This window comes from Binatus sp. (SeqCode), from assembly GCF_049584895.1.
Classification (GTDB): Bacteria; Desulfobacterota; Binatia; order Binatales; family Binataceae; genus Binatus.
In genome coordinates this window covers 19,494-33,115 of sequence record NZ_JBAUYR010000007.1, presented here as the reverse complement: position 1 = coordinate 33,115, position 13,622 = coordinate 19,494, and the positions used below count along the sequence as shown (strand labels likewise).

Sequence of the window (13,622 nt, the reverse complement as noted above, 5' to 3'; positions counted from 1 at the left end):
CTCAGCAACTCGTTGCTGCACGCTTCCCTAGGCGCCGCGGAGGTGCGACCGCGTCGGCTCATGAACTCTCAACTGCGATGGCTCATTCCGAACAGCGCTCTCTGAATCGTCGGAAAGAGTCGCCGCTCTTCGTCATCGATTGCATCGTCCAAGTTGACCGCCAGGCCGCTCAAGTTGAATTCCGTGTAGATGGCTATAATTGGACCCGAGTCGTAGGTACCTACCTGCACAACGATCACCGGATTGACGGTGCCCGTCGCTGTGACCGAGCGAACCACGGCAGCGGGCCATAACCGTTTGACAGGCGGTAAATTCATATAGCTTCCGCAGGTCTAAGCATTCGCTGTGCCACGTTAAATCAAGCGAATTCTGCCCCGGATGCTCACTCGCTGTATCCGATCGAGCCACCCCGAAGCGTGCTCGCAATTCCTTTTCGAGTCAGCATTCCGACAAGTTGGTGATATCCCTCGAGAAGGCCGGAGAAGACGATTCTTGGGGGGAAGCTATTTAAAATCGGGGTGGGATAAGCGCATTAACTTTCACGGCCTCTGTAGAGCCCTGCGCCAATAAGGACCACGCCCAATACGAGTGCACCAGCGCTCACAGCCTGGGGGACCACGTGCGTAGATTGCTCGGTGTTCTGAACTTTAAGATTGCCCAAGTCTACTACGTTCTTGGTTTGTGAGGTCGTAAACACCGGAATCGCTAAGCCCAAAATCCCTAACAGCGCGAGCAGCGCACCAAGCCATGTAATCGATTTCATAAGTACTACTCCATTAGACACCGTTTACGATTTGTTGTTGCCGTTGCCGTGCTGCTTGTCCTGTTGCTGACCCGGGGGCTGCTGCTGATGCTCTGGATGGGTCGTCGCCTGCTCCGGCTTCTGGTTCTGTTCGTGCGCCGCTTGCTGTCGCTGGTTCTGCTGATTCTGCTGGTGCGTGGCCTGCTGCTGCTGAGTATTCCGCTGCTTCTGCTCGCGCATCGCCTGACGTTGCTGGTCCTGCTGCTGGATCTGCTGATTTTGTTGGTGCGAGGCTTGCTGCTGCTCTGCGTTTCGCTGCTGCTGCTCACGCGACGCCTGACGCCGCTGCTCTTGCTGCTGGTTTTGTTGATTTTGTTGATGCGCAGCCTGCTGCTGTTGAGCGTTGCGCTGCCGTTGTTCCTGCATCGCTTGCTGTTGCTGGTTCTGCTGATTTTGCTGGTGTGCGCCCTGCTGTTGCTGTTGAACGTTTCGATGCTGCGGTTCGTGTGCCGCCTGCTGTCGCTGGTCCTGCTGTTGGTTCTGCTGCTTCGATGCCTGGGTTGTCCAATTTTAATGTTGCTTGAGCCAATTCGGATGATGACTATTCACCCAACCTGGATCCTTCTGGTACCACCATTGTCCGTAGTGCCACACGTGCTGTTGGTCCTAGTCACCGTCACGGTCGCGCCAGCGTGGGTCGAGCGACACCCAGTTCGGGTGATTGTCATAGAACCAGTCGGGATTGTTCTGATGCCACCAATAGGCGTCGCGCCATTGGTGCTCGTCATCGTAGTCACCCCATGGTGTTTCGGCTGGTCCTGTAGACCAGTATTCATTGTTGAGGGCCTGCCACTCGTAAGGATGGTTCTCCAAGTACTGCTCCAACGCCGGATATTGCGAACGCCAATTGGCGTCGTAGAGCAGACTCGGATTTCGAGAGAGTGCTTCCGCGATATTCGGATGGTTTGCCAGAAACCAACGAAAGGTCTGGTCTCCCTGATACTGCAGGACATCGTAAGTAATTAGAGAAGCCAGGCACTTGCGGCGTCCCTATCTGGATCGTTACCTGCGCCGACGCGGGAGCAGCGATCACAAGCGTGAACAGTGCAGCGCCAAGCCATACAATTGATTTCATCTGAATTTTTCTTGAGCGCGGCATTTGTCTGTCCTCCTCGTGCTGTTTGAGAGCTATCGAAAGTCGAAGGCAACATGCCCTAGTGGGGCGTGATTCATCGACTCGGATTGCTCAATTTCGCAATTTCCCTTGTGATGAGAGTTCTCTCTTCTGCGATCTTTCTTTGCGCATCCTGAGCAACGGTAAAGGCATCGGTTGCTTCATCCAATTCCCTTTGAGAGCTACTGACAGTCTCGCGCGCTGACAGCGTATCCAGAACAGCTTGCGTCCTCGCATTGTAGAGGCTGGTCAACTTTTGCTGCATCGGCGCCGAATGATCCCCTGGAAGAGTATTCAGATAACTTAGGCAGTCGATGTATGCTTGGCGTGCTTTGGTTTCATCAAGGATAGCTCCGTCCAAGCGCTCCTGGGCTGTTTGAACGTTAGCGCTTGCTCTTTCGAGCTGCGCTCGGCAGTCCGCCGAACGCTTCTCGCTTGCTGAGATTTGTTCCGTCGCAACCCTCAGCATTTCCTTAAAGGTCAAGAGACGTGTATCGCAAGGCATATGAATTATTTGCCTCGATTGATCGGATGACCGTCCTATTTTTGCGCGGCAACGGTCGCTTTGTTCGCTGGTTGCCACGTCCCATCCGGATCGTACGACACCATCGCGCTGGCTATCTGCTCGGTGTTGGGACCCAGGTCTTTTTGATAGACCTGACCGTCCTGATCGACGACGAAAGTCATCACTCCTGACGCGCGATAGTTCACCGGATAAGCCGCCAGCGCGAATCCTCCGGTCATCTTCCCATTAACGATATAGTTTCGCGCGCCACCCGGTGCGTTGGCTCCTTGACTGGCTAGTATCCGATAGACGTAGCCGTGAAAGGGATGCGGCTCGCCGTTGGTGTGATGTTGGTAGCCTTCGTAAGCAGCTTCAGCGACCAGAGGACCCAACGGACTCTCCGGTTGTGTGCCCGCCTTGACCTCCCAGTATAAGCCGTCCTGCATTCCCGCAGTGCTATGGAACTTCTGCGCATATTGATGCTCCGACGAACCGTCGTGCAGCGTTGAGTAGTAGTCCCGCTGAGCATCGGCGATTGCTCCGCATACTTTGATTGCGTCTATCTCATCGGAGCCGATCCTCCGATATAAGATTTCCTGCTTGCCGTAATCTGTGTCGAAGTACCATTGAGATCCAGTTTGGCGCAGAGGTATAGGAGTGGGCCAATTCTCGGTACCTAGATAGAGGAAGGTTCGTCCGTCGCCAGCGGCAGCAAACTGGTGCGACGCATGATACTGGGCGGTAAAGGAATCCTGTTTGTTCTTGTCGGCGACCGGATCGCCAGACGAAATCAGGTCCTCGCCGGATGGTCCCAGAATAGCCAGCATCGCCGCCTCATCGTGATTTTGCACAGCTACGGCGAAAGCGTCCGCGGCCTCTGCGGCCGAACTGAAGGTCTTCTGGCCCGGCTGTTGTGCCAGGGCTGCGCTGCCGCTTCCAAACCCAAGTACAAGGCAGACAGACAAGAAGCGGATAGCTTGCAAACCGGTCGTCATTTTTCGATTACCATCTATTGGGTGAAGCATTGCTTTTTCCGGACGTCGACGATTAATGGCCATGATCGCTACCTCCATCGTGCTCTGCGCCACCTCCGGTGCTGCCGTGTCCACTGTGTCCGCTGCTCTCGCCCCCACCGTGTCCACTGTTCCTGGCGCCGCCATGTTCTCCGCTTTCGCCACCACCATGTCCTCCAGTGCCATAGCTGGTCCGGCCCCTGCTGCTATCGTTCCAAGCCTCGTGAGCCGGAGCATAACCGCCGAATAGACCGGGCTGCGGATAACTGCCGTAGCCCCGGTAGACGTTCTTCGAGTAGTAGGTATTTCCGTAGCCTGGACTTGCGTAGTAGCCTTGGCTTCCATAGTAACCCGAATTTCCGTAGTAGCCCGGACCTCCGCCTCCCCATCCTGAGTCGTAACAACCCGTCAGAAGGGTTGCTAAGAGCAAAGCTCCTAGGATCCTCGTATTTCGGTTGCCGATAGATCCCTTTTTCATTTTAACCTCGAGTTCTCGCCCGGCGAATTGCGATTCGATCATGCAGACAGTCGTCCGAAGAAATAGTCGGAAAGTGTCATGAAACTACAACGACAGGATCTTCAGCTGATTCAACAAATCGAAGTCCGTGGGAGCCGCGTTTTTTTGTCTGTCCATTTTGCTTTCCTTTTCCTGCGACGAAGATTCCTATCGAGAGTAAGGCAAGGACCATACCAATCGTGCGGCAAGGTGAGATGAGTTTTCGCAGAGGTTCAGGGCGGTTGAATTGCGGACGATATCACCGAGCCGGTTCTTTACGCCACGACAATGTATCCGATGGAACCAGTCTTGAGTTCTTTTTGATACAAAGCTTCCGGCCCGAAGAGTACCTCTCCTTTCCGGGCAAAAGCGTCGCGGCGTGTTTTACCAACCAGTTAACGGAGACTTCCGCACAGCCGTCTGTATCTATCTGCACATCTGCGCGAACCGTCCCAATCGTACCATGGGAACAGCTATCGGATCTGGGAGGAAAGTGAGGCACAGAAAATGCACAGGCACACAGCAGTATAAATCATTGGAAGATGGAGGTTCTCATATGCACAAAGGTTTAACAGCAATCATCATGAGCTTGGCGTTGTCGGGTTCACTTGTTGTTGCGGGATGCTCTGGGCAGCCGCTCACGACTCGCGAAGAAGGCACCATCGGCGGTACGGCGATAGGCGCTGGGGCTGGAGCAATCGTAGGCGCGGCCGTAGGTCATCCGCTCGCGGGCGCCGCGATCGGCGGTGTTATGGGCGGTGGCACTGGCTACGTAGTTGGCAATTCGATGCAGAACCAGGAAAATGCCAACGCGCAGACCCAAGAGCAGGTACAGCAGCAACAGCAGGAAATCGAGAAGCAACACCAGCAGCTCCAACAGATGAAGTCGGAGTCGGAAACTGAGTAATCGACCGCGCGATCAAGAGAGCGGCGCTGTGTTCGGCGCCGCTCTAGCAGGCGACTTTGGTATGTTCGTGAAAACTGTATCCGAGCTCCACTTGCAAAGGGACTCGCTGGATCCGTGAGTCCGTTCCAACCAAGTTTCTCTGCTGCCCTCTCCCGATCGACTACGGCCACGATTCGTTGATTTCAAATGCGGTGGTCGATCCCGAAGAGCGCTTTTCGAATCGTCGGGAAGAGACGACGCTCTTCGTCATCGATCGCATCATCCAGGCTGACCGCGATTCCGCTCAACGCTCGTCCTACCTCGCGGGCCTGCACCTCGGTGAGACGGTCCGCATCGGCGTTAGCCATAGCACCGACGAGCGATCGCAGGCGCTCGTGGTATGCGCGGACCTTTCGCGCCGCTCCCGGCGAGAGACCGCCTTGCTGCTCCAGCCACGGGAGTAGCTGTTTGTCTTCGGCATCGAGATGATGGAACAGGATTGGCTCGATCGCACTCCAAATCCGCGCAGCATCGTGCCTGAGCTCTGGCAATTCCGGATTACGCGCCAAGCGCAAACCTGCGAGTGCCGCATCGAGCAGGTGGGACCTCAGCTCGGAATCTTCACGATTGAGTTCAACTGAGAGACTGGGGATTCCGTCGAGGACGACCGGATCCGCAGCGCTTGACACCCTCGCATTCATTCCAGACTTCCTGATCACTGAGCTGGTACTTGTTCCATCCACTTGTTGCATCCGCAAAAACGACCGCAGCACTTGTCCGAATTGTTCCAGCGAGAATGGTTTCGACACGTAGTAGTGAGCACCGTTTGCGCGCGCACGTTTCTCGTTCTCATCGCTGTGGCTGCCAGCGATGTAGAGCAATGAAATGCCGGAGAAGTGTTTGCGAATCTGTGCCAGCACTTGGCCGCGGTCGTGTTCTTCAATCTTCTGATCATCGAGTACAACGAGCCGCACGTTAGGCTGAGCGAACGCCTCGCGATCAATGTGGTGGTCGATGGTCGGCCGAACCAGTTTCCAAGGCGCCTTGACCGCTTGACACACGAAGTGGGTCAACTCCACATCGCTCGAGAGCAGCAGCACCCTTGGCGAGAGGCCGATGTTTCCCAAATCGGTATTCAGGTTCATTTCGCGTTTCCGCTTCAACTCCATCCAAAAGCATCAATTGTGCCAAGGCCATGGCCCTCTTCACACGACATTACTAGAACCAAAGGAGACAATTTCGCGCACCTGTCTCCATCGGAAACAGCGCCAAGGTTCCAAGGCCAGTGGGCTGAGACCACAGAAGATCGTGTTTCTCTCTGAAACGAACATTTGGGGATGCGGCGTTTCGTACTAGGGCCGCCTCGGCCGCGACATTCCCGACGGCGATTTCGGAGCGCTTAAGATCGTAAGCTCGCCTGAATTTTCGTGGGGTCGATGATGATCCGCCGGTGTTCGCGAATCACAACTCCTTCGGCAACGAGTTGCTTAAGGCACTCGCTCGCTCGCGGTCGCGAGCAGTCAACCAGATCCGCGATGTCCTGACCGCTAAGGCGCAGATTTATCATTATACCGCGGTCATCTCGCACACCTAGCTTGTGGCCGAGATCGAGCAAGGCGATCGCGATTCTTTCTCGAATCGTCTGGTCAAGAAAATTTGAATGGCGCTCGAGAAGCCTCCACCATCGGCCTACCGTCAAACTCAGCGCCTCGTTGAACTCGCGAAATGGAATGCCAATGACACCCTCCACCAGCTTGCTTGGGCTTATCAACCCTATTTGACAATTGGTGAACGCCTCGCACCGGAGACTGTGATGAATATCGGGCAGCAATGAGGGAATTTCGATGACGTCGCCGGGTCCCAGCACCTCGAGCAAACTGCGTTGGCGATTTCGACCGAGGCAAGTAAGACGAGCGATGCCCGAGAGCACAACGTATACGACGCCTTCTGATGAGCCCTCATAGATAATCGAGCGTTTGGAAAACCGAAGAATCCGTATCCTCGCCCGCAAGGCTTCCAATTTGCGTAACGGAAGGCCAGCAAGACCTTCCAACTTCGCCAAATCCCTGGCGCTGAGCGCGCGAGGCCGAGGAGGCCTCGGTACACTTAGTCTAATCGATGGGTCTCGTGTCGTTCGCGCTGCCATGAGTTCGAGGATCGAAGATAAGTCAGGCTGTTTTCAGTCTTAAAATACCGCGATTCGGATCAAGAGCAATCGTTGTATGTAACGAGCGGGCAACGAGAAAACAACAGAGTATTTGTTCCAAATGTTACATAATCGGCGTTGAATCCAATTCTTTGTCTCAAGATCATCAACCGTAGTTAAGACGAATTCTTCCGTCCAGTAGCCGTCTTGGGAGACGGATTTTGGGGAACGTCTTCGTACATGCCAAGAGCAGTCGTGTTCATGGGGACTTCGGACAACTGCAGAATTCGAAGTCGGTGAGCGAGCACTCTATGAACGGAAACAGAAGGAGATCGAAATGGCTGAGAAAATGGAGGTCACACAAAAACCCGTAGCTGGAGAAAGTCCGCAGCCAACTGAAGACGAGATCCGTAAGCGTGCATACGAGATATACTGCGAGCGGAACGGAGGCGCTGGGAGCGAGCAGGACGATTGGCTGATGGCGGAAACTGAACTAAGAAAAGGGCGCGCGACGGCTGGTTAGTCATCCGACTCCAGCTTGTCGCGGCGAGCAGCCAGGAGGGCGCTTGCTTTGCAACACGGATAACGAAAGGAGGCAGTTTCGTCTGCAAGTCTCAATTGGAAACGGCGAAAAAGGACCAAGCGAACGCGGCCAGAGCTCCAGGAGGTGGTCCGCGACACTTCCACCTCCTTTGGGACGAGGAGTTGGAAGCGCTGCGACCGATATTAGCGCGGGTGCTCGAACGCCTGGAGCAAGTCGTAGAGCACTGGTATCAGCTCTACGCCCTTCACTTCGGCGATACGCGAAGTCTGTCAGAGCCTGAATTCCGCGACCTCTTCTACACCGCACTTTCTCGAAACACTAAAGATCTCATCGAAGGCGACATGGATCGCTACGCGATCGATACGATCCGGACAGGCGAACTGTTGTGCGAACGCAACGTGCCGTTTGCGGAGATCATCGCATCGCTTCATCTGTACGAGGAAAGCGCTTATACCGCTTTTCCCACCGACCCGCGTCCGCCGCTGGAGATCTACACCACGTTCGACAAGCTGAGCCACATTCGCATGATCCTGCTCGCCGACGCGTACTTTCGTTCTGCATCAGCGAGTGCTGGTGCGCGCATCCAAGCGCTCGAACGTCAGGCAACTTTGCTGGCGCGAGACAAGCGGAGTATCTTTCACGGCTTGGTTGGTTCCACTCCTATAATGCGACGCCTCTACGAGCGTATCGAGGCGGCGGCGGGTACACGGGGCACGATCCTGATTGTCGGCGAAAGCGGAACCGGCAAGGAACTGGTGGCACGTGCAATTCACGAGTGTGGCCCGGAGCCCTCCGCTCCATTTGTCGCGCTCAATTGTGCGGCGGTTCCCAAGGATCTCATTGAGAGCGAACTATTTGGATACCGGAAGGGCGCCTTCTCCGGCGCAAATGCCGACTACCTGGGACTCTTCCGGGCAGCCGAAGGCGGTACGCTGTTCCTCGACGAAGTGACCGAGATGGCGGCTGAGACGCAGAGCAAGCTCTTGCGCGCCGTGCAGGAACGGACGGTGCGGCCAGTGGGCTCGACCAAGGAGATGCCGGTAAATGTGCGCCTGATCGCATCGACCAATCGCGATCCCGAAGAAGCGGTCCGAGCAGGCAACTTGCGGCAGGACCTTTATTATCGGCTGCAGGCTGGCGTCCTGAGTGTGCCACTGCTGCGGGAGCGATCCGATGATATCCCGCTGCTGGTCGAGCACTCTATTGAGTTCTTCAATGAGAAGGTTCACCCGCGAATTCCGGTGCGAGGCATCGAGGAAGAGGCGCTGGCGGCGATGCTGGAATATCCCTGGCCCGGGAATGTCCGCGAACTCTCTAATGTTATCGAGAGCGCTTTCACATTCGGCGGATCGCCTATGATTCGGCTGCAGGATCTGCCGGCAAATGTCGGCGGGAGCCGGCTTGAGCGTGCTTTGCCCAACACGAACGGATCCTCGTCGCAATCTGAGCTGCCGATTGGCTCTTTTGCCGAGGCTGAGCGCGATCTGATCGCACGGGCACTCAAGAGTACCGAGGGCAACAAGGTACAAGCCGCTGCTATGCTTAGAATCTCGCGTAAGAAGCTATACGCGAAGATCGAAAAGTACGGACTGTAGCAGGGGCGCGCGCCGCTAGGTCGTCCAATGTGTCCTTTGGGTGTCAGCAAGCCGTCTCGGTGATGCTTTAGGATACACTTCTCCCTTCTTTCTGAACTCCAGAGCTGGATTTCATTTGTGTTACTCGCAGTTCGCCGTGGCACACTTGATGCTGCCTGCTAACTGAATCATCGGAGACCGCAATGAACGAGAAATCTTTTGTGCGCGAAGTGGCCCAGTTCGTGGACTACGATGAGCGCAGAGCCGAGGCCGTGATCTTTGCTGTGTTCCAGGAATTGCGAGATAGGCTCACTCCCGATGAGGCCGCCAAGGTTGCCGCGCAACTTCCGGCCTCGTTGAAAATGCTATGGGTGTCGTTTGATCGACCTGATCGGCAGGTCCGGCGCCTTCACGAGCCCCAGTTCCTCGGCGAAGTGGGGCGAATGGCTGCCATCGACAACGAAATCGAGACCGAGCGAGCTGTCGTCGCTGTATTTGGGGCGCTACAGGATGCCTTGGGCAGTGTTACCGGGACCACCGGCGCGGCGGGGCATGTTATGGGCCAACTTCCTGCAGATCTCAAGCGGCTATGGCTCGCCGCGGCACAGCAGAAATAAATGGAAAACCCGCCCGCCAGCTTGGGGCGCTAAATGCCAACTAGAGGCGAGGGTTTCATGATCACTTCAAACTCGAATCGTTGGGGACTCGTCCTCGCCGGGGGCGAGGGCACGAGATTGAAGTCCTTCACGAAGCGAATCGCAGGGTACGAACTGCCGAAACAGTTCTGTCCGGTACTAAGCTCCAAGCCCCTTCTGCGGGAGACTCTCGACCGCGCTGCCCGACTCATCTCACCCAACCGGACTCTCATTTCCGTGAATCGCAAGCATCGCGGCTACTACTCTCCAATGCTTCACGGGGCGCCGCAGCTACTCATCGAGGAGCCGCTCAATCGGGGAACTGCTCCGGCAATCCTTCATGCTCTGGTGCGCCTTTGGGACCTTGCACCTTCGGCGATCGTTGGCCTGTTTCCTTCCGATCATTACATCGGTGATGAAGCCCGCTTCGCTTCATATGCCGATTCCGCTTTCGACATCGCCGCGGACTCAAACGCTGTGATCCTTCTCGGGGCAGAAGCCAAGGGGCCCGAGCAGTCCTACGGATGGATCGAGCCTGAGACGTCACTGACCTCAGCTGAGCAGCGTCTGTTTTCGGTGCGGCGCTTCGTTGAAAAGCCCAGCGCCCGACTGGCGAACGAGCTGTGGCGGGGCGGCGCGCTATGGAACACGTTGGTGCTTGTGGCGCGTTTGTCTACGCTCTTGGAAATGTTCATCCGCGCGACGCCTCGGCTCTACAGGTCTTTCGGCAATACCCGCGCTCTACTGGGAACGGTGCTCGAAGCCGAGGTACTGACGCGCCTGTACCACGAGCTCCCCACATCGGGCTTCAGCGAAGTCATATTGCAGCAAAACGCGGCGAAACTAATGGTCATGCCATTGCGCGGTGTTGAGTGGTGCGATCTTGGTCAACCTGGACGCGTAATGCAGGTCGTCCGGCAGATGGGAGTACCTCCACCGTGGGCGGTCGCGTAGTTTCACTAACCGACTATCGCCACCTGCGCGCTGTGGAGTGTGGACCAGCAGCGACAGGCCTGTCCCGCGTTCGCGCGAAGAAGCCCCTTCCACATACGCCGAAGACACACCTGCGTGTGACAGGATCGTACGTCGACTCGTTCTATCCCACTGAGACGAATTTGGCGCATCCACACAAAGTTAGCCCGAAGTGGTGGGATTCCGGACTCGTCGTCCCACTCTTGGCTCTTCTCTGCTGCCTGGTTGTCGCAATCGGGCTCTAAGGCTCGGTCGAGTTCGAAAGCCTATCTATTCGGCAGGGCGTCGGAAGAGGCGGCAGTCCAACTCCACCATCCGCCTCCGAGTGCAACCGAAAGCGCACCCGTGACCATGCAATCGATCCAGGAGGTTCGCTTTTTCCTAGGGCTGCGACTGAAAGTCCGCCTTTCCGGTCGTCAGATCGACCGGCACCGAAACGTGCTCGTGCGCGATTAGCCACTCATTTCCAAAATTCGCATAGCCATCGGTGACGCGAAAAATCACGTCGAATTTCTTATCCTGCTGATTGGTGCAGCTGAAATGCTGGATGCTATGGCTGTAAGCGAATCGGTTGCCTCCGTATGTCTCAAGTTCGCTGATCTCGAACTTTGGGTTGTCTTTGCACTCGGCCAGAAACTTCCGCCAATCTTCTTTGTAGGCTATCCAGCCGGTGTACTGGCGCGGTGGAACAACATCAAAAACGACAAGACTCTCGCTCTTCGTGTAATGCGACATAATCTTGTCGAGGTCTTTTTCTCTCACAGCCCTTGCAAAACTGTCTTCCAACGAGCGGATCGCACCTTGTGTATCAGTGGCTGATACTTCCGTGCGGCTCGCGAGCATCAACAGCAGGACGCTGATCATTGCCGCTACAATCTTTGCTATAGGTTTAGACACTTTCGCTCCTCCTCGCTTGGATGCCATTTTGTGCGGATTAATCCCCCAGCGCCCTCGACGCCGCATAGCTCTATTTCTCCTGCATCGCCTCGATATAACGGGCGAGGGCCTCGATTCGTTTTCTCACTGCCGCATCGCTCTGCCGCGAGAACTCTGCACCCGGTTTCTGCATCGTAACGCCCCAGAAGGGCATTTGGATTCGCTCGTGCTCGGGAATATCGCGGCGACCGTCGATGATCTCGACAACGTCTTCAAATGGAAAATGGCCGCCGTTCTTCTTCGCCAGTTGGGTAATATCCGGCATTTTCGTCGATACGAGCAAACCCGCATCTTCGCCGTTGCCTTTGCCTGTGGGTCCGTGGCAGCCCGCACACTGTTGCTCGTAATCCTGCTTGGCGGATTGGGCCTTAGCCGGCCGCACTCCTGCGACCAGCAAGAAAACCAGAAAGGATGCGATCGCGAATCTCTTAAGTGCGTTGCGTCGAGCGCCGCTTCGTAGATGCAATATCGAAATAGTCTTCATTCGACGATTTCTCCCCCGGGGATTCCCCAATCACGATCGCCGGATCGGATTCTCCGTGGCGTTCCACCATCCTCCGCCGAGTGCAACAAAAAGCGCGCCGGTGTCCTGAAAGCGTTGGCCCATTGCCTGGATATAGCCGAGTTTCGCTTGCTGAAATTGATAGTCGGCGATCAGGACCTGTAGGTAGTTGACCGTGCCCGCCTGATAGTTCGCCTCAATCAAGTGCAATGCCTCAGCGGCTGCGCGGAGCGCCTGGGATTGCGCCCCCAGTGTTTCGGCATCGTGTTGCATAGCGTCGAGCGCATCCGCCACCTGCGCGAAGGCTGCAAGAACTGTCTGCCGATAGTTAGCGAGCGCCTGCTGATATGCATCGATCGCTGCTTTCCGCTGATACCAGAGAGTAGGTCCTTGAATCACAGGTGTGGCTAGACTGGCGCCGAGCGTCCAGAATGCCGCGCTGCTACCGAACAGGGTTGAGAGAGACGTGCTGTTCAAGCCGTAGTTGGCATTCAAGGCGAAACTCGGAAACAGCGCTGCCGTCGCCACTCCGATCTGGGCGCTGGCGACATGGAGCTGCGCTTCCGCTACGAGGATATCCGGACGCTGTCGAATCAGATCGCTCGCCAGGCTGACGGGGACATCATCGGGAAGCGTCAGCTCTGCAAAAGTGACTCGCGGTGGCGCCCAATCGCCGGACTCGACGCCGGCCAATGTCGCGAGCAGGTGCCGCGTGTGCGCCAATTGCTGGCGAAGAGGCGGCAGCGTCGCTTGAGTCGTTGCCAGCTCGCTCCGAATGCTGAGCAGATTGGAGTAAGGAACGACGCCAGCTTCGGCTTGCGCCCCCGTGATGTTGGCCTGCTCTCGCAGAAACCCGATGAGCTGTTGGGTCGCGTCGATCTCAGCCTCGTACGCTGCCTCCGCGACGATCGCGTTAACGACGTTACCCGATAAGGCGAGATAAGTGCCCTCGGCGTTGTAGTACTCGACATCTACCTGCGCGCCCAGGCTTTCAACGGTGCGGCGCTCGCCGCCAAACACGTCGAGCACGTAGGTGGCAGTCGTTGAGAGCGTATATAGACTGAAGATGCTGGTCGTGGAGTTCTGACCGAAGCGTGCGGACGAAAACTGTTGGCGCGTCGGTTGGAAGCCGGCGCTAATCTGGGGGAAGAAGATTCCATACCCCGCACGAAGATTATCCTCACTCTGGCGCAGGCTGGCTTGGGCGGCTTGCAGACTAGGGTTGTTGGCGATGGACTCCAGTACTACTGCGTCCAGCTTGGGACAGTTGAATAGCCGCCACCAGTCCGCGGCGATTTCCGCACCACGGCTAAAGTGTTGTTCGGTTCCGTCAGCGGCGATCGTTCCTGTCGGGTCCTCTTGATAGTTGTACGTCATCGCCGATCTGGGCGTGGCAGGACGCTCGAAACTCGGACCGACTGCGCACGCCACGAGACCGCAGGAGAGGATCATCGCGCCGAGACCCATCCAAAATCGAGGTTGGCAACTCGCCACGAA

Annotated in this window: 15 protein-coding genes; 6 read left to right on the top strand and 9 right to left on the bottom strand. The window is 56.4% G+C overall.

Annotated elements, in window-relative coordinates:
- Window positions 1-68: 68 nt before the first annotated feature.
- Window positions 69-317 (bottom strand): hypothetical protein, encoded by a 249-nt coding sequence (locus WB650_RS01550; RefSeq protein ID WP_422304964.1) that lies wholly within the window; start codon window positions 315-317, stop codon window positions 69-71.
- Between the two features lie 215 nt (window positions 318-532).
- Entirely contained in the window at window positions 533-763 is a 231-nt protein-coding gene (locus WB650_RS01545) for a hypothetical protein (protein ID WP_422304965.1), read from the bottom strand.
- A gap of 48 nt (window positions 764-811) precedes the next feature.
- On the opposite strand from WB650_RS01545, the gene WB650_RS01540 reads away from it, so the two are divergent.
- Window positions 812-1,768: a hypothetical protein gene (locus WB650_RS01540; RefSeq protein WP_423959165.1), complete on the top strand. Its 957-nt coding sequence runs from the start codon at window positions 812-814 to the stop codon at window positions 1,766-1,768.
- Between the two features lie 203 nt (window positions 1,769-1,971).
- Here WB650_RS01540 and WB650_RS01535 read toward each other — a convergent pair whose 3' ends face one another.
- Window positions 1,972-2,400, bottom strand: coding sequence for a hypothetical protein (locus WB650_RS01535; RefSeq protein ID WP_423959163.1), 429 nt, complete (start codon window positions 2,398-2,400; stop codon window positions 1,972-1,974).
- A gap of 56 nt (window positions 2,401-2,456) precedes the next feature.
- Window positions 2,457-3,620 (bottom strand): DUF2950 domain-containing protein, encoded by a 1,164-nt coding sequence (locus WB650_RS01530; RefSeq protein WP_423959161.1) that lies wholly within the window; start codon window positions 3,618-3,620, stop codon window positions 2,457-2,459.
- Window positions 3,621-4,393: 773 nt separating this feature from the next.
- Here WB650_RS01530 and WB650_RS01525 point away from each other — a divergent pair.
- On the top strand, window positions 4,394-4,837 hold the full coding sequence (locus tag WB650_RS01525; protein ID WP_422307883.1) for a glycine zipper domain-containing protein: 444 nt from the start codon (window positions 4,394-4,396) through the stop codon (window positions 4,835-4,837).
- A 182-nt stretch (window positions 4,838-5,019) separates the two neighbouring features.
- Here the strand turns inward: WB650_RS01525 and WB650_RS01520 are convergent, their stop codons facing one another.
- Window positions 5,020-5,961, bottom strand: coding sequence for a hemerythrin domain-containing protein (locus tag WB650_RS01520; protein ID WP_422307881.1), 942 nt, complete (start codon window positions 5,959-5,961; stop codon window positions 5,020-5,022).
- A gap of 254 nt (window positions 5,962-6,215) precedes the next feature.
- Complete coding sequence (locus WB650_RS01515) at window positions 6,216-6,878, bottom strand: Crp/Fnr family transcriptional regulator (RefSeq protein ID WP_423959160.1); 663 nt, start codon at window positions 6,876-6,878, stop codon at window positions 6,216-6,218.
- 421 nt (window positions 6,879-7,299) lie between these two features.
- Here WB650_RS01515 and WB650_RS01510 point away from each other — a divergent pair, with 421 nt between their 5' ends.
- The 4 genes from WB650_RS01510 to WB650_RS01495 all read left to right on the top strand — a co-directional run bounded on the left by WB650_RS01510 (window position 7,300) and on the right by WB650_RS01495 (window position 10,669).
- The gene (locus WB650_RS01510) at window positions 7,300-7,485 is read left to right on the top strand and encodes a DUF2934 domain-containing protein (RefSeq protein ID WP_422307877.1); all 186 of its coding nucleotides are present in this window, start codon (window positions 7,300-7,302) and stop codon (window positions 7,483-7,485) included.
- A 182-nt stretch (window positions 7,486-7,667) separates the two neighbouring features.
- Window positions 7,668-9,101: a sigma 54-interacting transcriptional regulator gene (locus tag WB650_RS01505; protein ID WP_422307875.1), complete on the top strand. Its 1,434-nt coding sequence runs from the start codon at window positions 7,668-7,670 to the stop codon at window positions 9,099-9,101.
- A gap of 182 nt (window positions 9,102-9,283) precedes the next feature.
- Window positions 9,284-9,697 (top strand): DUF2267 domain-containing protein, encoded by a 414-nt coding sequence (locus WB650_RS01500; protein WP_422307873.1) that lies wholly within the window; start codon window positions 9,284-9,286, stop codon window positions 9,695-9,697.
- 33 nt (window positions 9,698-9,730) lie between these two features.
- On the top strand, window positions 9,731-10,669 hold the full coding sequence (locus tag WB650_RS01495; RefSeq protein ID WP_422307871.1) for a sugar phosphate nucleotidyltransferase: 939 nt from the start codon (window positions 9,731-9,733) through the stop codon (window positions 10,667-10,669).
- 399 nt (window positions 10,670-11,068) lie between these two features.
- Here the strand turns inward: WB650_RS01495 and WB650_RS01490 are convergent, their stop codons facing one another.
- From WB650_RS01490 to WB650_RS01480, 3 genes are all read right to left on the bottom strand, one after another.
- The gene (locus tag WB650_RS01490) at window positions 11,069-11,551 is read right to left on the bottom strand and encodes a YybH family protein (RefSeq protein ID WP_423959157.1); all 483 of its coding nucleotides are present in this window, start codon (window positions 11,549-11,551) and stop codon (window positions 11,069-11,071) included.
- A 103-nt stretch (window positions 11,552-11,654) separates the two neighbouring features.
- Window positions 11,655-12,107: a c-type cytochrome gene (locus tag WB650_RS01485; RefSeq protein ID WP_423959155.1), complete on the bottom strand. Its 453-nt coding sequence runs from the start codon at window positions 12,105-12,107 to the stop codon at window positions 11,655-11,657.
- Window positions 12,108-12,137: 30 nt separating this feature from the next.
- Window positions 12,138-13,619, bottom strand: coding sequence for an efflux transporter outer membrane subunit (locus WB650_RS01480; RefSeq protein ID WP_423959153.1), 1,482 nt, complete (start codon window positions 13,617-13,619; stop codon window positions 12,138-12,140).
- Window positions 13,620-13,622 lie beyond the last annotated feature (3 nt).

Bases quoted from the DNA above. Each gene is read 5' to 3' on its own strand.
- WB650_RS01550 (WP_422304964.1), bottom strand. From the start codon at position 317: ATGAATTTACCGCCTGTCAAACGGTTATGGCCCGCTGCCGTGGTTCGC.
- WB650_RS01545 (WP_422304965.1), bottom strand. From the start codon at position 763: ATGAAATCGATTACATGGCTTGGTGCGCTGCTCGCGCTGTTAGGGATT.
- WB650_RS01530 (WP_423959161.1), bottom strand. From the start codon at position 3,620: ATGGCACTGGAGGACATGGTGGTGGCGAAAGCGGAGAACATGGCGGCG.
- WB650_RS01525 (WP_422307883.1), top strand. From the start codon at position 4,394: ATGGGAACAGCTATCGGATCTGGGAGGAAAGTGAGGCACAGAAAATGC.
- WB650_RS01520 (WP_422307881.1), bottom strand. From the start codon at position 5,961: ATGAACCTGAATACCGATTTGGGAAACATCGGCCTCTCGCCAAGGGTG.
- WB650_RS01510 (WP_422307877.1), top strand. From the start codon at position 7,300: ATGGCTGAGAAAATGGAGGTCACACAAAAACCCGTAGCTGGAGAAAGT.
- WB650_RS01500 (WP_422307873.1), top strand. From the start codon at position 9,284: ATGAACGAGAAATCTTTTGTGCGCGAAGTGGCCCAGTTCGTGGACTAC.
- WB650_RS01495 (WP_422307871.1), top strand. From the start codon at position 9,731: ATGCCAACTAGAGGCGAGGGTTTCATGATCACTTCAAACTCGAATCGT.
- WB650_RS01490 (WP_423959157.1), bottom strand. From the start codon at position 11,551: ATGATCAGCGTCCTGCTGTTGATGCTCGCGAGCCGCACGGAAGTATCA.
- WB650_RS01485 (WP_423959155.1), bottom strand. From the start codon at position 12,107: ATGAAGACTATTTCGATATTGCATCTACGAAGCGGCGCTCGACGCAAC.